22 protein-coding genes are annotated in these 25,862 nt (G+C 63.5%); 6 read left to right on the forward strand and 16 right to left on the reverse strand.

Annotated features, from left to right (window positions below):
• Positions 1-23 precede the first annotated feature (23 nt).
• Positions 24-1,397 (forward strand): serine hydrolase, encoded by a 1,374-nt coding sequence (locus O9Z70_RS15185; RefSeq protein WP_286020277.1) that lies wholly within the window; start codon positions 24-26, stop codon positions 1,395-1,397.
• 429 nt (positions 1,398-1,826) lie between these two features.
• Here the strand turns inward: O9Z70_RS15185 and O9Z70_RS15190 are convergent, their stop codons facing one another.
• The 8 genes from O9Z70_RS15190 to O9Z70_RS15225 form a co-directional block, all read right to left on the reverse strand.
• Positions 1,827-3,941 carry a sodium-translocating pyrophosphatase gene (locus O9Z70_RS15190; protein WP_286020278.1) on the reverse strand — a complete coding sequence of 705 codons (2,115 nt, stop codon included), beginning with the start codon at positions 3,939-3,941 and terminating at the stop codon, positions 1,827-1,829.
• A gap of 136 nt (positions 3,942-4,077) precedes the next feature.
• Positions 4,078-4,452 (reverse strand): DUF167 family protein, encoded by a 375-nt coding sequence (locus O9Z70_RS15195; protein ID WP_286020279.1) that lies wholly within the window; start codon positions 4,450-4,452, stop codon positions 4,078-4,080.
• Positions 4,453-4,455: 3 nt separating this feature from the next.
• Positions 4,456-4,758, reverse strand: coding sequence for a YggT family protein (locus O9Z70_RS15200; RefSeq protein ID WP_286020280.1), 303 nt, complete (start codon positions 4,756-4,758; stop codon positions 4,456-4,458).
• Positions 4,759-5,096: 338 nt separating this feature from the next.
• A complete protein-coding gene (locus O9Z70_RS15205; protein WP_286020281.1) occupies positions 5,097-5,705 on the reverse strand; it encodes a DedA family protein in 609 nt (202 codons plus the stop codon).
• Between the two features lie 94 nt (positions 5,706-5,799).
• Positions 5,800-7,614, reverse strand: a complete 1,815-nt coding sequence (typA, locus tag O9Z70_RS15210) for a translational GTPase TypA (RefSeq protein ID WP_286020282.1) — start codon at positions 7,612-7,614, stop codon at positions 5,800-5,802.
• Between the two features lie 273 nt (positions 7,615-7,887).
• Positions 7,888-10,014: a sensor domain-containing protein gene (locus O9Z70_RS15215; RefSeq protein ID WP_286020283.1), complete on the reverse strand. Its 2,127-nt coding sequence runs from the start codon at positions 10,012-10,014 to the stop codon at positions 7,888-7,890.
• Positions 10,015-10,082: 68 nt separating this feature from the next.
• A complete protein-coding gene (locus tag O9Z70_RS15220) occupies positions 10,083-10,676 on the reverse strand; it encodes a phosphotransferase-like protein (protein WP_286020284.1) in 594 nt (197 codons plus the stop codon).
• Positions 10,677-10,864: 188 nt separating this feature from the next.
• Positions 10,865-12,088, reverse strand: coding sequence for an argininosuccinate synthase (locus tag O9Z70_RS15225; RefSeq protein ID WP_286020285.1), 1,224 nt, complete (start codon positions 12,086-12,088; stop codon positions 10,865-10,867).
• Positions 12,089-12,193: 105 nt separating this feature from the next.
• On the opposite strand from O9Z70_RS15225, the gene O9Z70_RS15230 reads away from it, so the two are divergent.
• Both O9Z70_RS15230 and O9Z70_RS15235 read left to right on the forward strand, forming a co-directional pair.
• Positions 12,194-12,841 (forward strand): LysE family translocator, encoded by a 648-nt coding sequence (locus tag O9Z70_RS15230; protein WP_286020286.1) that lies wholly within the window; start codon positions 12,194-12,196, stop codon positions 12,839-12,841.
• A 1-nt stretch (position 12,842) separates the two neighbouring features.
• The gene (locus tag O9Z70_RS15235; RefSeq protein WP_286020287.1) at positions 12,843-13,688 is read left to right on the forward strand and encodes a 23S rRNA (adenine(2030)-N(6))-methyltransferase RlmJ; all 846 of its coding nucleotides are present in this window, start codon (positions 12,843-12,845) and stop codon (positions 13,686-13,688) included.
• A gap of 131 nt (positions 13,689-13,819) precedes the next feature.
• On the opposite strand, the gene rlmN is transcribed toward O9Z70_RS15235, so the two are convergent.
• The 4 genes from rlmN to thpR form a co-directional block, all read right to left on the reverse strand.
• Positions 13,820-15,028: a dual-specificity RNA methyltransferase RlmN gene (rlmN, locus tag O9Z70_RS15240; RefSeq protein WP_286020288.1), complete on the reverse strand. Its 1,209-nt coding sequence runs from the start codon at positions 15,026-15,028 to the stop codon at positions 13,820-13,822.
• Between the two features lie 437 nt (positions 15,029-15,465).
• On the reverse strand, positions 15,466-15,972 hold the full coding sequence (locus O9Z70_RS15245; protein ID WP_286020289.1) for an invasion associated locus B family protein: 507 nt from the start codon (positions 15,970-15,972) through the stop codon (positions 15,466-15,468).
• Between the two features lie 88 nt (positions 15,973-16,060).
• Positions 16,061-16,582, reverse strand: a complete 522-nt coding sequence (locus O9Z70_RS15250) for an invasion associated locus B family protein (RefSeq protein ID WP_286020290.1) — start codon at positions 16,580-16,582, stop codon at positions 16,061-16,063.
• A 202-nt stretch (positions 16,583-16,784) separates the two neighbouring features.
• Complete coding sequence (gene thpR, locus O9Z70_RS15255) at positions 16,785-17,324, reverse strand: RNA 2',3'-cyclic phosphodiesterase (RefSeq protein ID WP_286020291.1); 540 nt, start codon at positions 17,322-17,324, stop codon at positions 16,785-16,787.
• A gap of 202 nt (positions 17,325-17,526) precedes the next feature.
• On the opposite strand from thpR, the gene O9Z70_RS15260 reads away from it, so the two are divergent.
• The 3 genes from O9Z70_RS15260 to O9Z70_RS15270 all read left to right on the forward strand — a co-directional run bounded on the left by O9Z70_RS15260 (position 17,527) and on the right by O9Z70_RS15270 (position 20,919).
• Positions 17,527-18,252 (forward strand): Bax inhibitor-1/YccA family protein, encoded by a 726-nt coding sequence (locus tag O9Z70_RS15260; RefSeq protein ID WP_286020292.1) that lies wholly within the window; start codon positions 17,527-17,529, stop codon positions 18,250-18,252.
• A gap of 229 nt (positions 18,253-18,481) precedes the next feature.
• On the forward strand, positions 18,482-20,332 hold the full coding sequence (locus O9Z70_RS15265; protein ID WP_286020293.1) for a glucose/sorbosone family PQQ-dependent dehydrogenase: 1,851 nt from the start codon (positions 18,482-18,484) through the stop codon (positions 20,330-20,332).
• An 89-nt stretch (positions 20,333-20,421) separates the two neighbouring features.
• Positions 20,422-20,919, forward strand: coding sequence for a GNAT family N-acetyltransferase (locus O9Z70_RS15270; protein ID WP_286020294.1), 498 nt, complete (start codon positions 20,422-20,424; stop codon positions 20,917-20,919).
• Position 20,920: 1 nt separating this feature from the next.
• On the opposite strand, the gene O9Z70_RS15275 is transcribed toward O9Z70_RS15270, so the two are convergent.
• The 4 genes from O9Z70_RS15275 to acnA all read right to left on the reverse strand — a co-directional run bounded on the left by O9Z70_RS15275 (position 20,921) and on the right by acnA (position 25,709).
• A complete protein-coding gene (locus O9Z70_RS15275) occupies positions 20,921-21,394 on the reverse strand; it encodes a GNAT family N-acetyltransferase (RefSeq protein ID WP_286020295.1) in 474 nt (157 codons plus the stop codon).
• On the reverse strand, positions 21,391-21,774 hold the full coding sequence (locus tag O9Z70_RS15280) for a DUF2794 domain-containing protein (RefSeq protein ID WP_286020296.1): 384 nt from the start codon (positions 21,772-21,774) through the stop codon (positions 21,391-21,393). The genes O9Z70_RS15275 and O9Z70_RS15280 overlap by 4 nt, the downstream gene beginning before the upstream one ends.
• A gap of 302 nt (positions 21,775-22,076) precedes the next feature.
• Positions 22,077-22,820 (reverse strand): DUF1223 domain-containing protein, encoded by a 744-nt coding sequence (locus O9Z70_RS15285; protein ID WP_286020297.1) that lies wholly within the window; start codon positions 22,818-22,820, stop codon positions 22,077-22,079.
• A gap of 135 nt (positions 22,821-22,955) precedes the next feature.
• Positions 22,956-25,709 carry an aconitate hydratase AcnA gene (acnA, locus tag O9Z70_RS15290; RefSeq protein ID WP_286020298.1) on the reverse strand — a complete coding sequence of 918 codons (2,754 nt, stop codon included), beginning with the start codon at positions 25,707-25,709 and terminating at the stop codon, positions 22,956-22,958.
• Positions 25,710-25,862 lie beyond the last annotated feature (153 nt).

The following is a 25,862-nucleotide window of genomic DNA, read 5'->3' on the forward strand; positions in this document are numbered from 1 at the left end:
TTGCACTGCCGGAGGCCTTTTTCATGCAGCCACTCGCCCCCCTGGCTCTTGCCGCCCTGCTCGCCACACCGGTCCTTGGCCAGGAGGCGGCCATGCCGTCCGATGCCGAGATCGCCCAGATTTTGAGCGACCGCATCGGCCGCGACCGGGCCAATGTGGGCATTGCCGTCGCCGTCATCGAGAACGGGGAAACCCGCTTCGTCTCCCATGGCACGCTCATCGCCGACAGCGCCGTGCCGGTGGACGAGCACACGCTGTTCGAAACCGGCTCGCTCACCAAGGTCTTCACCAATCTGCTGCTGGCCCAATTGGTCGATGCCGGCCGCATCGATCTCGATGCGCCCATCGCCGATTATCTGCCCCCGGGCACCATCCTGCCGCAAGAGGGCGACAGGGCCATCACCGCCTTCGATCTGGCCACCCATAGCGCCGGTCTCTCCGGCCTGCCCGATGACCTGGCGGCCAATGGCCTCGAAAATCCCTATTCCGGCTATGGCGCCGAGGGCCTCCTGGCCTGGCTGGCTGATTACGACCTGCCCCGGCCGATCGGGGAGAGCTTCGAATATTCCAATGCCGGCACGGCCTTGCTGGCGCTGGCCATCGAACATGTCGGCAATGCCGATTATGCCCAATTGCTGGAGACGCAAATTCTCGCCCCGCTCGACATGCGGGAATCCATGCTGGCGCTGACCGGCGCGGCACAGCCAGCCATGGCCAGCGGTCATAATGCCGCCGGCGAAATCGTGCCGCATTGGGATTTCGACGTCTTCGCCCCGACCGGCGGCCTGTTGAGCACCAGCGCCGACATGGCCAAGTTCATCGCCGCCGCCAGCGGCGCGGTGGAGACGCCCCTGACCCCCGCCTTCCAGACCATGCTGGCGCGCACCCGGCCGGCCGGCGGCGATGCCATCGGGCTGGGCTGGTTCATCACCGATAGCGGCCAGGCCGACATCGTCTGGCACAATGGCATTACCGCCGGTTTCCGCAGCTTTGCCGGCTTCGAGCGCCAGAGCGGCAATGGCGTCGTGGTGCTGTCCAACATGGTGACCGAGGCCGGCATCGAGGATATCGGCCTGCACCTGCTCGATCCGGCCCTGCCGCTGCGCCAGCAGCCCCAATTGCGCAGCGCCGTGGATATCGATCCGGCGATCCTGCCGATCTATGCCGGCGATTATCTGCTGGCTCCGGGGGTGGTCCTCTCCATCAGCAATGAGGATGACCGGCTGTTCGCGCAATTGACCGGACAGCAGCGTTTCGAGATTTTCCCGGAAAGCGAAACGGATTTCTTCTATCGCGTGGTGGACGCCCAGATCAGCTTCGAGGTGGAAGCGGGCAAGGCCAAGGCGCTGACCCTGCACCAGAACGGGCAGGACATGCCGGCACTGCGGCTGGAATAGGTCGGGTCATCGGGGCTCCCGACCTCGTGGTTCGACAAGTTCACCATGAGGTCTGCGATGGCTCGGGATAAGGTCTTGATAGAGTCCGGAATGCCTAGCGAGCGCGATTCCCCTTGAGCCTCCGCCCTCTCATCGACCTCATGGTGAGCTTGTCCCCTCCCCCCTGAGTGGGAATGGGTGCTTGCTGCGGCGACAGGATCGGTGGCTCCTGCGCCTCCCTCCCCCTTGAGGGGAGGGAATGAGGGTGGGGGTGTCGGAGCCAGGGACGAGGCTGCCGGATGTGTAGGAACCGCAGCACCCCCTCCCCTTCCCTCCCCTCAAGGGGGAGGGGGCTAAGGGTCTCACGTCCCGAGAAGCCGAAGCACTCTAAAAATAAAGGCCCGGAGCTTCCCCCGGGCCTGCTTCATGCCGATCCGGATCGGGTCCGGCCTACATGCCCCACTTCGCCAGCACCGCCAGCAGCAGCAGCGCCACGATATTGGTGATCTTGATCATCGGATTGACGGCGGGGCCCGCCGTGTCCTTGTAGGGGTCGCCGACCGTGTCGCCGGTGACCGAGGCCTTGTGGGCTTCCGATCCCTTTTGATGGGTGACGCCCTGGCTGTCGGTAAACCCGTCCTCGAAGCTCTTCTTGGCATTGTCCCAGGCCCCGCCGCCCGCCGTCATCGAGATGGCGACGAACAAGCCGGTGACGATGACGCCCATCAGCATGGCGCCCAGGGAGGAGAAGGCATTGGCCTGGCCGGCGATCCACAGGATGACGATATAGACCAGGATGGGGCTGAGCACCGGCAGCAGGGAAGGCACGATCATTTCCTTGATCGCCGCCTTGGTCAGCATATCCACCGCCCGCGCATAATCGGGCTTCGACGTGCCGGCCATGATACCCGGATCGGCCTTGAACTGGCGGCGCACTTCCACCACCACCGATTGCGCGGCGCGGCCCACGGCAGTCATCGACATGCCGCCGAACAGGAAGGGCAGGAGGCCGCCGAACAACAGGCCGACCACGACATAGGGATTGGTGAGGTCGAAACTGACCGTGAGGTCGGTGAAATAGTGCTTCAGGTCCTCGGTATAGGCCGCGAACAGCACCAGCGCTCCAAGGCCCGCCGAGCCGATGGCATAGCCCTTGGTGACCGCCTTGGTCGTATTGCCCACCGCGTCGAGCGCGTCGGTATTGCGGCGCACTTCCTGGTCGAGACCGGCCATTTCGGCGATGCCGCCGGCATTGTCGGTGACCGGGCCGAAAGCGTCGAGCGCCACGATCATGCCGGCCAGGGCCAGCATGGTAGCCACGGCCACGGCGATGCCGAACAGGCCGGCCAGCGAATAGGTGACGATGATGCCGGCAATGATGGTCAGCGCCGGCAGCGCCGTCGATTCCAGCGACACGGCGAGACCCTGGATGACATTGGTGCCATGGCCGGTGACCGAGGCTTCGGCGATGGAATTGACCGGGCGGCGGCCGGTGCCGGTATAATATTCGGTGATGACGATGATCAGCCCGGTAATGACCAGGCCGGTGGCGCCGCACCAGAACAGATGCCAGGGGGTAAAGGACTTGTCGGCGGTGTCGATGACGGCATTCATGTCGCCGAACATCAGCCACAGCACCGGCACCAGCGCCAGCAGCGACAGCACCCCGGAGGCGATGACGCCCTTATAGAGCGCCCCCATGATATTGTTGTCGGCGCCCAGCTTGACGAAATAGGTGCCGATGATCGAGGTGACGACGCAGGCGCCGCCAATGGCCAGGGGCAGCACCATGCCGATGAGCTTGAATGGCTCGGGCAGGATGATGGCGGCCAGCACCATGGTGGCGACGATGGTGACCACATAGGTCTCGAACAGGTCCGCCGCCATGCCGGCGCAATCGCCGACATTGTCGCCGACATTGTCGGCGATGGTGGCCGGATTGCGCGGATCGTCCTCGGGAATGCCGGCCTCGACCTTGCCTACCATGTCGCCGCCCACATCGGCGCCCTTGGTGAAGATGCCGCCGCCCAGCCGCGCGAAGATGGAAATCAGCGAGGCGCCGAAACCCAACGCCACCAGCGAATCGATGATTGTGCGACTGGTGGGCGCGAAGCCCATGCCGGTCAGCACGATGAAATAGAGCGTCACCCCGAGCAGGCCCAGGCCCGCCACCAGCATGCCGGTGACCGCGCCGGACTTGAAGGCCAGGTCCAGCCCCTTGGCCAGCGAACCCACGGCCGCCTGGGCGACCCGCACATTGGCGCGCACCGAGACATTCATGCCGATAAAGCCGGCGGCGCCCGACAGCACCGCCCCGATCAGGAAGCCGATGGCGGCATAGATGCCCAGCAGCAGCCAGGCGAGGATCAGGATGACGATCCCGACAATGCCGATGGTGATATATTGGCGTTTGAGATAGGCCGATGCGCCCTCGCGCACCGCCGCCGAAATCTCCTGCATGCGCGCCGACCCCGCATCGGCCTTGAGCAGGCCCTGAGTGGTCACCACGCCATAAACGATAGACAGACCGCCACAGGCGACGATCAGCCAAAGTGCCAGATCCATAGGATTAGTCCCTTGAAACATTCTCCTCCGAGGGACCCACGCCGTCGCGCCCGGATCTTGCGCCCGGTCCGCCACAAGCCCTCCGACGGGCCCCTCCCGAGGGGGAGCTTACCGGGATTAATGGCGTAGGCAATCTCTATTGCGATGAATTGTCGCGGCTTTTGCGCAATTGCCCGGCGTGAGGCGCTGCCAGAAAATGCGCCCGTTCGGCCAGCGCCGTCGCCTCGCCCAGGACCGCCAGCACCTTCATCCGGCCGGTTTCTCCGCTCACCAGGGAAATCGTCGATCTGGGCACGTCCAGCGCCTTGGCCAGCAGCGCGATCACCGCCGCATTGGCCTTGCCCTTGTCGGGCACGGCGCTGACCCGGACCCGCAGCACCCAATTGCCGTCATCGCGCCGCTCGGCGCCCATTATGGCGTCGCGCCCGGCATTGGGCGTGACGCGCAGATAAAGCAGCAGCCCGGTTTCGCTGGCGCGGCACCAGGCCGGCAGGGACGCGTCGCCCGGCAAGGCCTAGATACCGGCCCGCATCACCGCCGGATAGATGTAATAGCCGATGATCGACTGGATGAAGAAAATGATGAGGAAGGCGATCAGCGGCGACAGGTCGAGGCCGGAAAAATTCGGCATGAAGCGGCGGATCGGGTTCAGCACCGGCTCGGTCAACTGGTTCAGCACCCGCCAGATCGTGGCGACGAATTGATTGCGCGTATTGATGACATTGAACGAGATCAGCCAGCTCATGATGATCATGATGAGCAGCACCCACCAATAGAGCTGCAGGAGGATGAGGATGATGTCGAGCACGGCGCGCATGGGCGTCTCCGGATGAAAGGTCGGCGAATTATCTAGTCACTAGCGGCGGAGGCGGCAAGGCCGAAGGCCCGCGCCGCGGCGCGGGTTTCCCGAAAGCATCGGGGTCCTGCACCGGATTACGCGATGCAGGACCCCAAATGACTGACTTGTCCGGTACGCAGCACACTTCATCCGGACAGCCCTCCCAATGCAGGAAGCGTGCCAGACCCGAACGCCCCGCAAACCCGGGCCCAGAGATTAAGGCATTGTGAATATTCGTATTTCTCAGCCGGTCCTGCGAGGCAGAATGCGAAAGGAATTGCATTTTGCGAGGGGTCGGAGAACCGGGGCACCAAAGCCTATTGGCTGGTGCGGGCCGGTTTCCAGGTGACGACGCGGAAGAGGTAGATCAGCACCACCAGCGCCAGCACCACATAGCTCAGCGGATCCAGCACCACTTCGATGACGTGGTAATGCTCATGCAGGATATAGCCGGCTGAGGTGAGGAAGATATTCCAGATCAGCGCCCCGCTGGTCGAGGCCGCGAGGAATATCGGCAGCGGCATGCGCGACAGCCCGGCCGGGATGGAAATCAGCGTGCGGATCAGCGGCACCAGCCGCCCGAACAACACGATGACCGGGCCATAGCGCTTGAACCAGGAGACGGCGATATCGATCTCGTCGGCATTCATCGCCATGAAGCGGCCGAAGCGGTCGGCGAGGAAGCGGACCCGGGCCAGGCCGAAAATCCGCCCGGCAAAATACCAGGGCAGCATGCCGGTGACCGCCCCGATCGTGGCGGCGGCCAGGACCCCGAAGAAATTGAGATCGCCATTGGCGGCGGCGAAGCCGGCAAAGGGGATGATGAGCTCGGACGGAATCGGGGGAAACAGGCTCTCGGCCAGCATGACGAGGAAAATCCCGACATAGCCCAATTCGGTTATGGTCTGGATGATCCAGTCGGTCATGCTGCGCTCCGCTCTTTCGTTTCATCGTCATTGCCCGGCTGACCCGGGCAATGACGATGTGAAACTAGCGAGTGAGGACTAACGCGCCGTTAGCTCAAGCCGACTTGGCTGCCCGGCTCTGCTTCTTGCGCTCATTGGGGTCGAGCCAGATTTTGCGCAGGCGGATCGATTTGGGCGTTACCTCGACATATTCGTCGTCGGCGATATAGCCCAGGCTCTGCTCCAGCGTCAGCTTTTTGGGCGTGGTCAGGCGCACCGCCTCGTCCTTGGACGTGGTGCGGATATTGGTGAGCTGCTTGCCCTTGAGCGCGTTGACCTCGAGATCGTTCTCGCGGCTATGCTCGCCGATGATCATGCCCTCATAGATGTCGACGCCGGCATCAATCATGATCGGGCCGCGCTCTTCCAGGTTCCACAGGGCATAGGCGACCGATTGACCGGTGGCATTGGAGATCAGCACCCCGGTGCGGCGGCTGGGCAGATCGCCCTTGAACGGCACGAAGGAATGGAACAGCCGGTTGAAGATGGCGGTGCCGCGCGTATCGCTCAACAGCTCGGACTGATAGCCGATCAGCGAGCGGGTGGGGACCAGCAGGCTGATGCGGGTGCGGCCGAGACCGGAAGGGCGCATATCGGTCAATTCGCCCTTGCGCTCGGTGAGCTTCTGCACCACGGCGCCGGTATGCTCGTCGTCGACGTCGATAATGACTTCCTCGACCGGCTCCAGCTTGACGCCATCCTCTTCCTTGAACAGCACTTTGGGGCGGCCGATGGTCAGCTCGAACCCCTCGCGGCGCATGTTCTCGATGAGCACGGCGAGCTGCAATTCGCCGCGGCCGGCCACGTCGAAACTGTCATTGTCCTCGCCCGGCGTCACCCGGATGGCGACATTGCCCTCGGCCTCGCGCATCAGCCGCTCGCGGATGACGCGGGACTGCACCTTGTCGCCTTCGCGGCCGGCCAGCGGGCCGTCATTGATGCGGAAGGTGACGCTGAGGGTCGGGGGATCGATCGGCTTGGCGGCGAGCGGGCTGGTCACCTGCGGCACGGCGATGGTATCGGCCACCGTGGCGGTTTCGAGCCCGGCAATGGAGACGATATCGCCGGCTTCGCCCCGATCGATCGGGGTGCGCTCCAGGCCACGAAAGGCCAGGACCTTGGAGACCCGGCCCTTTTCGATGATCTTGCCATCATGATGAATGGCATGAATGGCATCGCCCGGCTTGACTGAGCCGGAATGGATGCGGCCGGTCAGCACGCGACCGAGGAATGGATTGCGCTCGATGGCCGTGACCAGCATCTGGAACGGGCCGGCCTCGACCTGGGGCTCGGGCACATGCTCCAGCACCTTGTCGAGCAGCGGCTCCAGGCTCTCGCGGGCGCCATCGGGCTCATTCATCATCCAGCCCTGCTTGGCGGCGCCATAAAGCACCGGGAAATCGAGCTGTTCGGGCGTGGCGTCCAGCGCGATGAACAGGTCGAACACCTCTTCGAGCACGTCCATATGGCGCTCGTCGGACTTATCGATCTTGTTGATGGCCACGATGGGGCGCAGGCCGCGCGCCAGGGCCTTGCCGAGCACGAATTTGGTCTGCGGCATCGGGCCTTCGGCGGCGTCGACCAGCAGCACCACGCCATCGACCATGGACAGGATGCGCTCCACCTCGCCACCGAAATCGGCGTGGCCGGGCGTGTCGACGATATTGATGCGATTGTCGCGCCAGAGCAGCGAGGTCACCTTGGCGAGGATGGTGATGCCACGCTCGCGTTCGATATCGTTGCTGTCCATGGCGCGTTCCTCGACACGCTCATTGTCGCGGAATGAACCGGCCTGCTTGAGCAGAACGTCGATCAGCGTGGTCTTGCCGTGGTCGACGTGGGCGATAATGGCGATATTGCGCAGAGACATATGGAGCTTAAGCCTTAGCTGGCACGATCCGTAAAACCGCCCCACGGGAGTGCTCTCGGGTGGGCTGGCAAGGACAAACCATGCGGTATGAATATGCCTGGGCCGAAATCCGGGGGCCCGGCAGGGTCGGGCGCTGCATATAACATGGGGCCCGATTTCACAAGGTTTCAATATGCAAGGGGGGTCTGCGTCAGGATGGCCACCCTCGGATCGTCACCCCCGCGCGCGACGCGCTTGTGACAGCGGGGTTGAGCCAGCCGGCCTATCCCGGCTTCACGACGCCCTTTGCCGGGTCTGGGCCTTGGCCGCTTCCGAATGCAGCAGATTGGCCAGGGTGGCCGGTTGCAGCGGCGGCGAGAACAGGAAGCCCTGCACTTCGGACACGCCATGCTCGCGCACCATGGCCAATTGTTCCTCGGTTTCGACGCCTTCGGCGGTGGTCAGCATGCCCAGCGACTGGCCCAGCCCGATCACCGCCTTGATGATGGCCTGGCTGTCATTGCGGGTGGTGAGGTCGCGCATGAAGGAGCGGTCGATCTTGATCTTGTCGAAGGGGAAACTGCGCAGATAGGAGAGCGAGGAATAGCCGGTGCCGAAATCGTCCATGCAGATGCGTACGCCCATGCCGCGCAATTCATGCAGGGCGGCGATGGTCGCCTCATTGTCGGTGAGCAGCAGGCTTTCGGTGATTTCCAGCTCCAGCCGCGTCGGTTCGAGCCCGGCTTCGGTCAAGGCGGCCTTGACCTGGGCCACCAGACCCTTGTGGCGGAATTGCACCGGGGACAGATTGACGGCGACGCGCACATCGCCCGGCCAGCCGGCGGCCGCCAGGCAGGCCTGGTGCAGCACCCATTCCCCGATCGGCACGATGAGCCCGGTATCCTCGGCCACCGGCACGAATTCGGCCGGTGAAATGGTGCGGTCGTCGTGATCCCAGCGCAGCAGGGCCTCGACGCAGGTGACGCGGTTTTCGGCCAGATCCAGCAGCGGCTGGAACATCAGGCGCAATTCCGAGCGTGTCATGGCCAGGCGCAGGCCCGCCTCGATCGAGCGGCGCTGCTGCAATTCCGCGTCCATGCCGGTTTCGAAGAAATGATAGGTCGAGCGCCCTTCGGACTTGGCCTTGTAGAGCGCCAGATCGGCATTCTTGACCAATTGGTCGGTGGAGGTGCCGTCGCCCGGGCCCACGGCAATGCCGACCGAGGCGCCGATCTCGATGCGCTGGCCGCCGATATTCATCGGCGCGCGCATGGCCTTGACGATGCGGTCGGCGACCCGGGCCGCCATGTCGACCCCGTCGATGGGACGCAGCAGCAGCGCGAATTCGTCGCCGCCCAGCCGCGCCAGCAGGTCGGTTTCGCGCGTCGTGCCCCAGAGGCGCACCGCCGCCTGCTTGATCACCTCGTCGCCCACCGCATGGCCCAGCGTGTCGTTGACCGCCTTGAAATGGTCGAGGTCGATATAGAGCACGGCGGCCCGTTCGCCGCGCTTGAGCGCCGCCTCGGTCCGGGCCATCTGTTCGAGGAATTCGATGCGGTTGGGCAGATCGGTCAGCGCGTCGTGGCGGGCCAGGTGCTGGATGCGGGCCTCGGCCTGGCGCTGCTCGGTAATGTCCTCATGGGTCGACACCCAGCCGCCATCCTTCATCGGATGGTGCTGCATCAGGATGGTGCGGTTGCTGAGCTCGTGGATATTCTTGCCATATTCGCGCTTGGCGATGACCTCGCGGCGCCAGGCGATATATTCGTCCCTGCTGCCATTGGAGCTCATGCCGCTGTCGAACAGGTGGCCGAGGATATCCTCGAGCTGGGTTCCGGGCCGCAGCAGCGTCACCGGCAGGTTGTAGATGCGGGCATAGGGCTCGTTGCAGATGACCAGCCGCCCGCGCGCATCCATCATGCACAGGCCGATGGAGATATTGTTCACCGCCGCGTCGAGGCGGATATTCTGCCGCTCCAGCTCCAGCTTGCGCTTCTGCTGGCTTTCGGCGCGGGCGATCTCGTCGGTGATGTCCTCATGGGTCACCACCCATCCGAGCTTGTCCGAATAGATATGGGCGGTTTCGATGATGCGGCCGCCAGCGACCACTTCCTGGCTCTTGGCGCGGGCGCCATGGCGATTGGCCAGCAGATCGCTGGTATAATGCTCGTAAAAAGCCTCCGGGGCCTGGCCGGCATGATTGCCCAGCCGGGCCGAGAGATGGATAACGTCCTCCAGCGTCATGCCGCGATGGATGGCGTCCTTGGAAAAGCCATAAAAATCCCGGTAATGCTTGTTCCACAGCAGCAGCCGGAATTGCGGCGACCAGACGCAGAATCCATAGGGAATACTTTCCAGCGCCGCATCCAAGAGCAGCGCCTCGGCGACCTCCCCGACCTTGCCGGCATCCTCCGACCGCATCGAACCCCCAGTTCTCAAATATTATCCGACGCAGGCGCGAAGGCTAATGAGCCCGGCTTAACGGCGCCTTAAGCCGGGCTTACGCAATCGATTGGCGCGCTGCCGAGGAACCGGGCGAGACGGGCCGCCGCCGCTGCCGGCGTCAGCGAACCCATATCGAGCCGCAAGTCGTATTCCTGGCCTGCATGCACCGCCTCCTGCCAGCGGGCGACGGGCGCCGGAATGCCGGGGCCGCTGGCATAGAAGCCACCCCCGGGATCGGCATTGCGGCGGGCCATGATGATGTCGAGGGCGCAATCCACCCCCACCATGACCAGCGGCAAGCCGGCCAGCGACTGCCGGAGAATGCTCATCGGGTCGAGCGGGGCGGCATAATCGCGGTGCAGGCCCAGATCGGCGACGACATCGAAGCCCTGCCGCGCAAAGCCGGCCAGGGCGGCAAAATAGGCGGCATAGAGCGCCGCTACCTGCGGTTCGAGATCGGGTCGCTCGCCGCCGGGGCGCAGACCGATGCCGGGCAGGAGCACTGGCGGCAGCGTGGCATTGAAGGCGTCGACGCCCCAATTGATCCACCGGCCCGGAATTTCGGCCTGCACGGCATGGGCCAGCATCGACTTGCCGGCGCGGGGCGGGCCATTGAGGATGAGTATGCGGCCGTGCATGGACGTGCTCCACATTACCGGTGCCGGATGCGCAGTTTTCCCACAGAGCTCATCCTGAGCCTGTCGACGGACGAGGTCGCGCCCGAAGGAGCTTCAGCGCTTGCGACCCCATGGTTCGGCAGGCCCACCATGAGGTCTATGAGAATTTCTCAAGCTATGGCTGCCCTCAGGTCGGCCCATCGCCGAACTCAGCCGCGCGCCTTGGCGTTGCGGGCGGCCCAGGTCTTGAGGCGCAGGCCGTTGAGGCGGATAAAGCCCTCGGCATCCTTGTGGTCATAGGCCACGGCGCCTTCCTCGAAGGTGACGAGGTCTTCCGAATAAAGGCTATAGGGCGAGGTGCGGGCCACCACATTGGCGCTGCCCTTATAGAGCTTGACCGTGACCTCGCCGGCGACGAATTCCTGGCTCTTGTCGATCAGCGCCTGCAGCATTTCGCGCTCCGGCGAATACCAGAAGCCGTTATAGATCAGCTCGGCATATTTGGGCATGATCTCGTCCTTGAGATGCGCCGCGCCGCGATCGAGCGTGATCGATTCGATGCCGCGATGCGCATGCCACAAAACGGTGCCGCCAGGCGTCTCGTAAATGCCGCGCGATTTCATGCCGACAAAGCGGTTCTCCACCAGGTCGAGCCGGCCGACGCCATGCTTGCCGCCCAGTTCGTTGAGCTTTTCCAGCAGCGAAGCGGGCGAGAGCCTGATGCCATCGACCGAGACGGCATCGCCCTTCTCGAAGCCGATCTTGACATATTCGGGCTGGTCCGGCGCCTGTTCCGGGGCGGTGGTGCGCTGATAGACATATTCGGGCGCCTCGACGCCGGGATCTTCCAGCACCCGCCCTTCCGAGGAGGTATGCAGCAGATTGGCATCGACCGAGAACGGGGCTTCGCCGCGCTTGTCCTTGGCGATGGGAATCTGGTTGGCCTCGGCATATTCGAGCAGCCTGGTGCGGCTGCGCAGGTCCCATTCGCGCCAGGGCGCGATGACCTTGATGGACGGATCGAGCGCATTGGCGGTCAATTCGAAGCGCACCTGGTCATTGCCCTTGCCGGTGGCGCCATGGGAAATGGCGTCCGCCCCGGTCTCATGGGCGATCTCCACCAGGCGCTTGGCGATCAGCGGCCGGGCAATGGAGGTGCCGAGCAGGTAAAGACCCTCATACATGGCATTGGCGCGGAACATCGGAAAGACGAAATCGCGCACGAATTCCTCGCGCAGGTCCTCGATATAGATGTCCTTGATGCCGAAGATCTCGGCCTTCTGGCGCGCCGGCTCCAGCTCTTCGCCCTGGCCCAGATCGGCGGTGAAGGTCACCACCTCGCAGGAATAGGTTTCCTTCAGCCATTTGAGGATGATGGAGGTGTCCAGCCCGCCCGAATAGGCCAGCACGACTTTCTTGATGTCATTCGCCATGATCTTGTCTCGATATTTTTGGCCCTGGGGCCGAATTCGGGCGCACCCTAGTCAGGAGCGGGCTTTGGTGCAATTGTCCGCCCCAAGATTCTTGAGCGCCCAGCGATGCCCGCCTTCATTCCCGACCTGCCCGTCATCCTCGCCTTTGCCCTGACCACCATCGTGCTGGCCATCACCCCCGGCCCGGACATGGCGCTGCAGATGTCGCGCGCCATCAATTATGGCCGTGAGCACGGGCTGGCCACGGCGGCCGGGGCGATGACCGGCATTCTGGTGCATACCTGCCTGGTGGCGCTGGGCATTTCGGTGCTGATCGTCGCGGCGCCGACGGCCTTTTTCGTGCTCAAGATCGCCGGCGCGCTCTATCTGCTCTATCTGGCCTGGCAGGCGATCACCCAGGGCGGCGGTCTGCGCCTCGCCCAGAAGGCGGCAAAGACCCCGAATGTGGCGCAGAGCTATCTCACCGGAATAGGCATTAACCTGCTCAATCCCAAAGTCGTCCTGTTCTTCATGACCTTCCTGCCGCAATTCGTCGACAGCCACGATCCGGCGGCAGGGCAGAAGCTGTTATTCCTCGGCGCCGAATTCATCCTGGTGTCGATTCCGCTGGCGGTGCTGACGGTGTTTGCCGCCGAATGGTTGGCCGGGACGCTGGTGCGCAGCACCTGGGTGCAGCGGGCGCTGAACTGGAGCTTTGCCGCCGTGTTCACCGCCTTCGCGGCGACCATCCTATTCGCCGAAGGCCGCAAGTAAGGTGAATTACCGCCACGCCTTTCATGCCGGCAATTTCGCCGATGTGGTCAAGCACATCGTCCTGACCCGCATCCTCGCCTATCTCAGCCGCAAGCCGGCGGCGTTCCGCGTCATCGATACCCATGCCGGCATCGGGCTCTACGACCTGTTCGGCGACAAGGCCGAACGGACCGGGGAATGGCTGGACGGGATCGGACGGCTGATCGAAAACGGCGTGGCCGAACCGGCTGCCTCCTTGCTGGCGCCCTATATCGAGGCGGTCAGGGCCCGCAATCCTGATGGCGTGCTGCGCTTCTATCCCGGCTCGCCCTTCATCGCCCGCCACCTGCTGCGGCCGCAGGACCGGCTGATGGCGCTCGAGCTGCATCCCGAGGACGCCGCGGCGCTGCGGGAAAATTTCGCCGGCGACATCCAGGCCCGGGTGACCCATCTCGACGGCTGGGCGGCATTCGGCACCCATCTGCCCCCCAAGGAAAAACGCGGCCTGGTGCTGGTCGACCCGCCCTTCGAGGAAAAGGGCGAATTTGCCCGCATGGTCCACAGCCTCGAACGGGCGCAGCGCCGCTGGCCCGGCGGCATCTATGCCTATTGGTATCCGATCAAGGAGCCGGCAGCGGTCGAGGCTTATGTGAAGGCGCTCAAGGCGACGGGAATTCCAAAAATCCTGCGGCTGGAACTGACCATCAGGCCGCCCTCCATCCCGCCGAGACTGCACGGCACCGGCATGATCGTGGTCAATCCGCCCTATGTGCTGGGAGAGGAAATGCGGACGGTGCTGCCGGTTCTGGCGGAGCTGCTGGGCGAGGAGCGCGGAGGCTGGCTGGTCGATTGGGTCGCGGGGGAATAGAGCTTCTGATAGACCCCATGGTGAGCTGCTGAGCTTGTCGAAGTACGAACCACGAGGTCGCGGGCCATCGTATATCGACCTCGTCCTTCGACGGGCTCAGGATGAGGTCTATTGAAGCTTTCGCGTTCTCGTCAGACCCCGGCCAACGCTTCGCGGTCCTTCTTGCTCAGCCGTTCGCTTTCGCTCTTCAATTGGCCGCAGGCGGCGAAGATGTCGCGGCCGCGCGGGGTACGGACGGGCGAGGCATATCCGGCCTTGTTGACGATATCGGCGAAGCGCTCGATGCGGCTCGAGGGCGAGGTGCCGTAATTGCTGCCCGGCCAGGGATTGAACGGGATGAGGTTGATCTTGGCCGGGATGCCGGCCAGCAGCCGCACCAATTCGCGGGCTTCCGCATCGCTGTCATTGATGCCGTCGAGCATCACATATTCAAAGGTGATGCGGCGGGCATTGGATAGGCCCGGATAATTGCGGCAGGCGTCGAGCAGGTCCTTGAGCGGCCATTTCTTGTTGATCGGCACCAGCACATCGCGCAGATCGTCACGCACCGCATGCAGGGAAATGGCCAGCATGACCTCGATCTCGCGGCCGGTCGGCTCGATATAGGGCACGACGCCCGAGGTCGACAGCGTGATGCGGCGCTTGGAAATGCTCATGCCGTCGCCGGCCGACGCGATGAGCAGAGCCTGTTTGACATTGTCGTAATTGTAGAGCGGCTCGCCCATGCCCATCATCACGATATTGGTGATGGCGCGAGTCTCGCCGCCCGGCACCAGGCCGCCATCGTCGGGGCGCGCGCCGCCGGGAAAATCGCCCAGGCGCTCGCGGGCCATCAGGATCTGGCCGAGGATTTCGCCGGCGGTGAGATTGCGCACCAGCTTCTGCGTGCCGGTATGGCAGAACGAGCAGGTCAGCGTGCAGCCCACCTGCGAGGAGACACAAAGCGTCCCGCGATCGCTTTCCGGAATATAGACGGTTTCCACCTCGACCGGCGGCAGGTTCGGATTGGCCGGGTCGCGGAAGCGGAACAGCCATTTGCGGGTGCCGTCGACCGAAACCTGCTCGGTGACGATTTCAGGGCGGTCGAGATTGAACGTATCGCTCAGCTTCTGGCGCACCGGCTTGGCCACATTGGTCATGCGCTCGAAATCGGTGACGCCATTGACATAGAGCCAGTTCCACAATTGGCTGGCGCGCATCCGGCCTTCCTTTTCCGCCACTATTTCATGGGCGGTGAGCGCTTCGGCCAGGCCAGCCTTGGATAGGCCGATCAGCGATGGCCGGCCCGCGGCCACGGGACGGACGGCACTCGAATGGTCAAGGTTCAGCGCAATGCTCATGGCAGGCACGGGGGCTCGGAAATGCGGGAAAGTCCGCGGCCAATATCACAGGGCGTGCCAAAGCGCAAAGTCACGCTGGCGGGAGGCGGCCTGACCTATTCGCCAGGCGCCGCATGGTTCGGCTTTTTCGTCCGGCTGAGGGTCAACGCCAAGACCGCGATTGCCGCAGCGCCAACAAACACGATTCCATAGCTGAGCAGAAATCCGAAATCCGTCATTCTTCCAACTCTTTCAGAGCCAGTCTCGCCAGTAAATGTGGGCCGCACTGGCCAGAATACAACCGAGCACCAGGAGGGGGATCAGGGGCGATGCGGGGCCGGACACGGCGCTGGCGACCAACGGCGCGAACCCGCCAATGCCAAAAAAGCCATAGACAGGCCGTTCATATAGCTCGCCGTCAATTTCCGCTGTTCATTGCGGACGAGCTTGCTCATGCCTCAGCATTCGGCGCCGCTGGCCTGTTGCGCGGCCGTGGCGCCGGACAGCGAATAGGACTGGGTGATCTGGCTGCCATCGGACGCGGTGCCGGTGACCGTCAGCGTCACGCCGGCGCGGATGGCGGCGGCGAGATTGGCGGCCTGGGCGCTGTCATCGAGCCAGGCGGCGTCGCCCTGGGTGAACAGCGCGAAATTCTGCCCGTCGACGCCGACACTGGCCATGGACCCGGTCTGGAACGTATAGCCGGCCACCACATTGAACTCGTTCAGCACGTCCTCGCCGGGACGATTGGTGACATAGACATAGGCGTCGCCATAGCCGTCCGGAATCGGCTCGGTGCTTTTAGGCTTGGTCATGGCAAAACAGATCGTGCCGGTGCCGTCATCGGCCGCATAACTCGACCAGTCGCGAAAATCTCCCAGCACCCGCGCCGATTGCGCCTGCGCGGGCAGGATGGCGGTGGCGGCGAGGACAAGAGCGAGGGCGGCGGCTAGGGGTCGGATCATCAATAATCGGCTCTTGGAGAAAGCGACAGGCGACGGGCCAAGCGGTCCGGCGCCCAGTTACGGCCTTTCGGCCGCGAGGGGCAAGTGCTTACTGGCAGGCGGCGTCGATGGCGTTCATCGCCGCCGTGGCGCCGGACAGCGAATAGGTGTCCACCGTATCGGTGCCGCGCTGGCTGGTGCCGCGCACCACCATCTGATTGCCGGCCTTGAAGGCGGCAACGAAGCCGGCCTCGTCGCCGGACGAGGCGAGCCAGGCGGTCGAGCCGCGCGCCGCCATCACATAGCTCCTGCCGTCCACGGCGACGGAAGCCTTGGCGTCGGTGGTGTTATAAGGATAGCCGATCTGCGTCTGCGCCTCGTTCTTGGACCCCATGCCCTTGCGGTGCACAATGAGGAACTTGATCGGGTCGCGGTTGACGCCCGCCGGCTCGCTCCGTTGCGGCTCGCCGATAATGAAGCAGAGCTGCCCGCTTTGATCGCTGGCCGTATAGGCCGACCAGGCGTTGAAAGTGCCCAATTCAGTCGCCTGCTGCGCCTGTGCCGCTGGCGCCAGAGCCATGATCGCGGCCGCAGCCAGCCCGATTGCGAGGGCACCGGGTTTCGTCGTCATCGCCAATTCTTCCTCTTGTCTTACTGCAATTCGGGAACGTCCTGCCCGCCCAAAATGGCCCGAACATGGTTACCAAGGTGTCAAATCCGCCTGCATTTGACGCGTATTCGTTTCAAATGAAAGCCAAAGGCGGCGGCAATTTGACGGGTCGGCCCTCCAAGCCGGCTTTGCGGCCGAACGGTTAAGGAAACGCTAACGGCGCTCAAGCGGCCAGCGGATAGCTCTGTTCGACCAGATAGGGGCCGCCCCCGACCGAATCGCGGCTGGAGAACAGCACGAAACGCGCCGGTACGAAGCTCAACGGCTCGAAGCGCGCCGCTTCGGCGAGAAATCGCGCCACGTCTGCGGCACTGGTGCCGCGCAGCCGCGCCAGGGTGACATGCGGCACGAATTTGCGTCCCTCGGGCGGCAATCCCACCAGCTGCAGCACCCGCTCATGCGCCGCCTGCAAGCGGCTGAGCGCTTCGGACGGCTCGACGCTGGCATATAATGTCCGCGGCTTGTCGCCGCCAAATACGCTCAACTGGGTCAGACGCACGGGAAATTGCGGCGAATTGCTCAGCCGGTCGAGGCTGTCGGCGACCTCATTGGCGATCTGGCCATCGACATCGCCGATGAAACGCAGGGTGATGTGATAGTTTTCCGGATCGACCCAGCGGGCTCCGATCAATCCACCGCGCTTCAGCGACAGGGCGAAGCCCAGATCGGCGGGAATTTCGAGGCCAGTAAAGAGCCGGGGCATGGCTGCCTCCCGGGCAAGCGGCGACGCGATTCTGGGATTGAGCCTAACACAATGATTTTATCGGGCCAGTCCCGATGCCGCAGCGCGCCATTTATCCTTGTCAATCAATGACGACATCCCCATATTCCCCTGCAAGTGGCATGAGCCAATTGCCCCCGGCGGTGAAAAGACCGCATCGAAAATGGGAAAGGAAAACCTGAGAATGGCTGAATATGACCGTCAGACCCTCAATGCGCGGGCCGGCTCGGCCTTGGCCATCGACGAGGGCCTGCGCAGCTATATGCTGCGTGTCTACAATTACATGGGCCTCGGCCTCGTCGTGACCGGGCTGGTCGCCTATTTCACCAGCCAATGGGCGATGTCGAGCCAGGCCAATGCCGAGCTGCTCTATGGCAGCCCGCTGGCCTGGGTGCTGATGCTCTCGCCGCTGGCTTTCGTGCTGGTGCTGAGCTTCGGCATCAACAAGCTTTCCGTGCCGGCGGCGCAGGCGGTGTTCTGGGCTTTCGCCGCCGTGATGGGCCTGTCGCTCTCGTCGATCTTCCTGGTCTATACCGGCGCCTCGATCGCCAAGGTGTTCTTCATCACCGCCGCCACGTTCGGCGCCATGAGCCTTTACGGCTACACCACCAAGCGTGACCTGACCGGCATGGGCAGCTTCCTGTTCATGGGCCTGATCGGCATCATCATCGCTTCCATCGTCAACATCTTCATGCAGTCCTCGATGATGGAATTCGTGATCTCGGTGGTCGGCGTGCTGATCTTCACCGGCCTCACCGCCTATGACACCCAGAAGATCAAGGAAAGCTATTCCGAGCATTACGGTGCCGACGTGATGGCCAAGAACGCCATTATGGGCGCGCTCTCGCTCTATCTCGACTTCATCAACCTGTTCCTGATGCTGCTGCGCCTGTTCGGCAATCGCGAATAGGAGCACGGACCTCGATCACCTGGTCGAGGGATACGGTCGAACGACAATCCGGGCCGCGGCTTGCACAAGCCGCGGCCTTTTCTGTGCGGCCCCGTCAGGCCAAGCGGCGTGGATAAATTCAAATCTTCTTCGAAAGCTTATGGAACCTTAACCCGGCTCGTTCGTTGTGTGGATCGGGCCTTCGGATCGCGGCCCGCATCGGCTTGGATCTTCTATAAGGAAATTGCTCATGACTACGCGGCATATCGGGCGCGCGAGCGCGGCTTCGCTTGTGCGGACTTTGGCCGGGGGGGCGCTGGCCACGGCGCTGATGCTGACTACGAGCCTGACCCTGGCTCAGGACAACCCCGTCGACATCGAAGCCGGCCAGGACAGTCTGTTTTCGGCGCGGGTGCTGACCTCGGGTCTGGCCAATCCCTGGGAAATCACCTGGGGTCCGGACGATCTGATCTGGGCGACCGAACGCTCCTCGGGCGAGGTGACCCGTATCGATCCCTTTACCGGCGCGCAGCAGACGCTGCTCACCCTGGACGATTTCAGCGTCGACGTGCAGCATCAGGGCCTGCTCGGCATGGCGCTGCATCCCGAATTGCTGACCGGCACCGGCAATGATTACGTCTATCTGGTCCATACCTATGAGACCGGCACCGCCGATGCGCCTAGCCCCCGCGCCAAGCTGGTCCGCTACACCTATGACGTGGACAATCAGGAGCTGACCAACCCGGTTGAATTGCTGACCGGCGTTCCCGCCGGCAACGATCACAATGCCGGCCGGGTCAAGATCGGTCCCGACATGAAGCTCTATTATACCATCGGCGAGCAGGGCGCCAATTTCGGCGGCAATTATCAGCTCCCCAACCATGCCCAATTGCTGCCCACCGCCGAGCAGGTCGCCGACGAGGACTGGACCGCTTATTCCGGCAAGGTGCTGCGGCTCAATCTCGACGGTTCCATCCCCGAGGACAATCCGGAAATCGACGGTGTGCGCAGCCACATCTTCACCTATGGCCACCGCAATCCGCAGGGCATCGATTTCGGCCCCGACGGCACCATCTATGTCTCCGAGCACGGCCCGGATACCGACGATGAGCTCAACGTCTTGCAGCCGGGCGGCAATTACGGCTGGCCCAATGTCGCGGGCTTTGTCGATGACAAGGCCTATGTCTACGGCAATTGGAGCGAAGCGCCGCAGGACCTGCGCTATACCGGCCGCAACATTCCCGATACGGTGCCGCTCTATCCGGAAACCGAATTCGAGGCCGAGGTTGTCGATCCCATCGCCACCTATTGGACGGTCGACAATGACTTCGACTTCGCCGGCGGCTGCGGCTGGATCTGCAACCCGACCGTCGCGCCGGGCTCAGTCGAATATTACGCCGCCGGGGACAATGGCATCGCCGAATGGGACAATTCGGTGCTGCTGCCGACCCTCAAGCACGGTCAGCTCTATGTCCAGCACCTGACCGAAGACGGCCAGCAGGCCGATGGCTTGCCGACGGCCTGGTTCAGCACCCAGAACCGCTATCGCGACACCGCCATCTCCGCCGACAACAAGACGGTGTTCATCGCCACCGATGGCTTCGGCACCGCTGCCGAGAAGTTCGGCACGACCGGCTTCACCAATGTGCTGCACAATCCCGGCGCCATCCTGATGTTCACCTATATGGGCGAAGACGGCACCGCCGCGAATGAGGACAGCATCTCGCTGGCTCCGGCCGCCAGCGCCGATGAGGCTCCCGCCTCCGACGACGCGGCGGCCGCCGAAGCGGAGACGGAACAGACCTCCAGCGCCGAGTTCGACCTGTTCTTCAATCAGGGCCGGACTTTATACGGCACCACCTGCGCCGCCTGCCACGGTCCGGCGGGCAAGGGCGCCCAGGGGCCGGCTTTTGTCGGCAACGAAGCGCTGGGCGACACGGCCTATCTGGCCACCACCCTCATCCATGGTTTCGGCTATATGCCGCCGTTCGGCAGCCAGCTGGACGACGAGCAGATCGCCTCGATCACCACCTATATCCGCAATAGCTGGGGCAATGAATTCGGCCCGGTGACCACCGCGGAAGTCGCCGAGCAGCGCTAAGAACACGGCGCCTCCAGCCCGAAATTTGGTTGGACGACAAACCGGGCCGCAGCTTACAAAAGCTGCGGCCTTTTTCTGGTGCCCATCCGATGACCGATCTTGTCCTGCGCAGCTTCTCCTGGTCCGATATCCCCGCCATCACGGCGCTCTATCGCCATTACGTCGAAAACAGCGCCATCACCTTCGACCTCGAGGCGCCGGACGAAGCGGCGATGGCCGAAAAAATCGCCAGGCTGAAACAGCTCGGCCATCCGCTCATCGTCTCCGAACGCCACAACAAGCTACTGGGCTATGCCTATGCCAGCTTCTACCGCCCCCGCGCCGCCTATCGCTTCACCTGTGAGGATTCGATCTATCTCGATCCCGGCGCCACCGGAAAGGGCCTGGGCAAGTTGATGCTGGGCGAGCTGCTGCTCCAGTCCCGGGCCGCCGGCTTCCGGCAGATGCTGGCGGTGATCACGGCGGGAACCGACAACTCGCTGCGCCTACACGAGAATTTCGGCTTCCAGCAGGTCGGCTATTTCCGCGATGTCGGCTTCAAATTCGACCGCTGGCACGATGTCGTGCATTTGCAGAAGACGCTATAGCTCAACCAAGCAGCTGCTTGCGCATCGGATAGCCATTGACCCCACGTCCACTGGCCTGCGGCCCATCGGCAAGCCAGCCGGCGGCCTGATAGAAGCGGCGGGCCGTCGCCGTGCTCTCAAGCTGTGCTTCGGCAAAGCCCAGCGCCACCAGTTCGGCTTCGAGCCGCACCAGCATGGCCTTGCTGATACCCCCGAACCGCGCCTGCGGAGCGACATAGTTGAGCGCCACCTCGCCATCCAGGGTGACCCCGCCAACGGCGAGCACTTCGCCATTCCGCTCCGCCACGAACAGTCGCAACTTCGCGTTTTCCAGCATGGAAGCGACGCCATTGACGGATTTGTTGGCAGTCCAGGCGGCCAGCGCTTCGGGCTCATTGCGGTGATCTGGGCCGCACAATTCCGTAATCGAGGCGATGAGGACGCGGCTCATTGCCGGCACGTCCTCCACCCGCGCCGAACGGATGCGCAAGCTCATCCCACCAGCGTCAGGCCCGGGTCGAGCACCCGCAGGACCTGCACCAGGTCATGGCCGCGCTTGAGGATCAGCCCCTGCTGGTTGATGACCATGTATTGGCCCTGCCTGGCGCGCAGTTTGGGATTCTTCTCCACCACGAAGACCGGCCGCTCGGAAACCCTTGCATAGATGGAGAACAGCGCCTGGTCCTTGAGGAAATCCATGGCGTAATCGCGCCATTCGCCGGCGGCGACCTTGCGGCCATAAAGGGTGAGAATCTGCATCAGCTCGCGCCGGTCGAACACCACGACGGGCTGCGCCGGGCGGGAATTGGCCACTTGCGGCTCGCCCACATGCACAAGGGAAATATTGTTCCGGGAAGTGTTACGGGGGCCCTGCACGCGACCTCGATACCCTGTCATCGCGCCGGCATGATCGACGCATTCGCCAGGCAAGGCAAGGGGTGAAAATTCCCCATTTCCGCCATGATCTATCCCTTTTGACGCCCCATTGAACCGGCATCGTCCAACCATTGCCTCCAGTGGTTGGCAATCGGACCGAACGAGCCCCCAAACCATGAGGTCCGGTTGCCAGCCCCCCAATTGAGTTGACCTAAGTCATTTCGCCCGCTCCTGCTTGCAGGGGCGGGCTTTTTTCACGGCGAAATGGAGGCGCGGTCGGCTCCCTCCGAAAGGGGGGAGCTCTAGAACCGGTATGTCGCCGCACCCAGGATCGGGCCGGGCAGGCCATTGCGTTCGTTCTGCACCAGCACGGCCAAGCCGTTATTGCCCGGCTCGCTGTTCGTCAGGCCGGCCAGCGGCAGCTTAATCTCGGCTCCGGTCCGCGCTTCCCACATTCCCAATATCTGCTTGTCGGTCACTACCTTGGTATAGACCATGTTCTTGCCGGCATTCTCGCCTGCCGCGATCGCCACATCGGCCCGGTCGAGATAGCGCACCAGCCAGATCTGGGCATCGTCCAGCATCTCATCGGCCGGCACCTCGACCTTGAGCATGTCGCCCTGACGCGTGAGGCTGACCGCCAGCGGCAATTGCGCCGAGGCCAGGGCGTCCTGCACCTCCTCGCGCCGCGAGCCGACGACGCCCTCCGAACCATTGACCACCATTTGCGGGGTATAGATGCGCGAGGAACCCCAGCTCTTGGCATAGGCCCGCTGCCGGTCGGAAAAGCCCTTATGCGCAAAGGTGTCTTCCCAGCCGATATAGTCCCAGTAATCGACATGATAGGCCAGGGCCACGACATCGCCGCGTTCGGCCAGGCTGGTGAGCAACGCATCGGCGGGCGGGCATTGCGAACAGCCCTGGCTGGTGAAGAGTTCCACCACCGCCCTGGACTGGCCCGGCATGCTTTCGGCGCCCGGCGCCACCACGAAGGCGAAGGACATGACGGAGCCGGTTATGAAGCCGAGGGCGAGATGCGGAAGCATGGCAAGGTTGTAAGCCGGGGCGGCGGCGGCTGCCTAGTCAAAAGCGGGTGAGAGCGGCAAGGATTCGACTCGCCGACATGAAAAATGGCGGCCCGCAGGCCGCCATTCGCAAAAAACCGTCGATGTAAACGCTGCTTACGCGGCCACCAGGCTCCGCAGCACATAATGCAGGATGCCGCCATGCCGGAAATAATCCAGCTCGTTGGCCGTATCGATGCGGCAGCGGGTCTCGACATCGAGCACCGAGCCATCGGCGCGGGTGATGCGGACATTGACCATGGCGCGCGGCTCGATATTCTCCACCCCGGCAATGTCGATGACTTCCGAACCGTCGAGGCCCAGGCTCTGCCAGCTGTCGCCATCCTTGAATTGCAGCGGGATGACGCCCATGCCGACCAGATTGGAGCGGTGGATGCGCTCGAAGCTCTGGGCGATGACCGCTTTGACCCCGAGCAGATTGGTGCCCTTGGCCGCCCAGTCGCGCGACGAGCCGGTGCCATATTCCTTGCCGGCGAAGATCACCAGCGGCGTGCCCTTCTGCTGATAGGCCATGGCCGCGTCATAGATCGGCATCTGCTCGCCCGAGGGACCCCGGGTGAAGCCGCCCTCGACGCCGTCGAGCATCATGTTCCGGATGCGGATATTGGCGAAGGTGCCGCGCATCATCACCTCGTGATTGCCGCGGCGGGCACCATAGGAGTTGAAATCCTTGGGGGCCACCTGGCGCTCGGTGAGATATTGGCCGGCCGGGGTGCCGGCCTTGAACGAACCGGCCGGGGAAATGTGGTCGGTGGTGATGGAATCGAGGAACAGCGCCAGCACCCGGGCCGAGGCCACGTCGGTCACCGGCTTGGGCTCCATGGTCAGGTCATCGAAATAGGGCGGGTTCTGCACATAGGTGGAGGACGAATTCCAGCCATAGGTTTCCCCGCCTTCGACGGCGATGCCCTGCCAGTGCTCGTCGCCCTTGAACACGTCCGAATAGCGCGAACGGAACATGTCGGCGGTGACGTGCTCGCGCACGATCTCGGCGATCTCGTGGTTGGAGGGCCAGATATCCCGGAGATAGACCGGCTGGCCATCGCTGCCGGTGCCCAGCGGCTCGGTGGTGATGTCGACATTGAGGGTGCCGAGCAGCGCATAGGCCACCACCAGCGGCGGCGAGGCCAGGTAATTGGCGCGCACATCCGGATTGACCCGGCCCTCGAAATTGCGGTTGCCCGACAGGACCGAGGCGGCCACCAGCTTGTTTTCATTGATGCAATCGGAAATGGCCTGCGGCAGCGGGCCGGAATTGCCGATACAGGTGGTGCAGCCATAGCCCACAAGGTTGAAGCCGATGGCGTCGAGGTCCTCCTGCAGGCCGGCGGCGGTCAGGTAATCCGTGACCACCTGCGAGCCGGGGGCCAGCGAGGTCTTGACCCAGGGCTTGGAATTGAGGCCCAGGGCCCGCGCCTTGCGGGCGACGAGGCCGGCAGCCACCAGCACCGAGGGGTTGGAGGTATTGGTGCAGGAGGTGATGGCGGCGATCACCACGCTGCCATCGGTGATCTTGTAATCGCAGCCGGTGACCGGGAAGGCCGCCTCTTCGGGAATATCGTCGACGCCGGTGGCGCCTTCATCCACGAAGCGGCTTTCCTGCTTGTCCTTGGGCAGGCGGGTGCGCTCGATGCGGCCGCCGGACAATTCCGGCAAGGCCTCGGCAAAGGAAGACGTGACATCCTTGAGCGCCACGCGGTCCTGCGGACGCTTGGGGCCGGACAGCGAGGGCACCACGGTCGACAGATCGAGTTCGAGCGTGTCGGTGAAGACCGGATCGGGCGCATCGCTGTCGCGGAACATGCCCTGGGCCTTGGAATAGGCCTCGACCAGTGCCACGCGCTCGGCATCGCGCCCGGTGGTCGAGAGATATTTCAGCGTGTCCTCATCGACCGGGAAGAAACCGCAGGTGGCGCCGTATTCGGGGGCCATATTGGCGATGGTCGCCTGGTCTTCGAGGCTGAGATAGTCGAGGCCGGGACCGAAAAATTCAACGAACTTGCCGACCACCCCCTTCTTGCGCAGCATTTCGGTGACGGTCAGCACTAGGTCGGTGGCGGTGATGCCCTCATTGATCTTGCCGGTGAGCTTGAAGCCGATGACTTCGGGGATCAGCATGGAAATGGGCTGGCCCAGCATGGCCGCCTCGGCCTCGATACCGCCCACGCCCCAGCCCAGCACGGCCAGGCCATTGACCATGGTGGTGTGCGAATCGGTGCCCACCAGCGTATCGGGATAGGCCACGGTTTCGCCGTTCTCGGTCTTGGTCCACACGGTCTGGGCCAGATATTCGAGGTTCACCTGGTGGCAGATGCCGGTGCCCGGCGGCACAACGCGGAAATTGTCGAAGGCCGACTGGCCCCAGCGCAGGAATTCGTAGCGCTCGACATTGCGCTCATATTCGAGCTCGACATTCTGCGCGAAGGCCAGCGGCGTACCGAAAGAATCCACCATCACCGAGTGGTCGATGACCAGATCGACCGGCACCAGCGGGTTGATCTTCTGCGGATTGGCGCCGAGCTTGGCGGTGGCGTCGCGCATGGCGGCCAGGTCCACCACGGCAGGAACCCCGGTAAAGTCCTGCATCAAGACGCGCGCCGGACGATACTGGATTTCATATTCGCTCGTGCGCGAGACCAGCCATTCGGCGATCGCCAGGATGTCCTGCTTCTTGACGGTGCGGTCGTCTTCGAAGCGCAACAGGTTCTCCAGCACCACCTTCATCGCGCCGGGCAGCTTGGAAACGCCGGCCAGACCGTTCTTTTCCGCCTCGATAATGGAGTAATAGGTGTAGCTCTTGCCGCCGACATTGAGCGTCGATTTGGATTTGAAGCTGTCGATCGAGGTCATGAGGCTCCGCCCTTCTTGCTGCTGACACGGTTTTCCGGGCAGGTGGGGCCGCCGAAAGTCCGGGTTTTCTGGAATGACTCTAATATCAAGCCTTTATAATCAAACACTTTGGCCCTTGCCAGTACGAGTATGGGTTCAATACGAGATGGGGCC

Source organism: Devosia sp. YIM 151766, from assembly GCF_030285925.1.
In the GTDB taxonomy this organism is placed as follows: Bacteria; Pseudomonadota; Alphaproteobacteria; order Rhizobiales; family Devosiaceae; genus Devosia.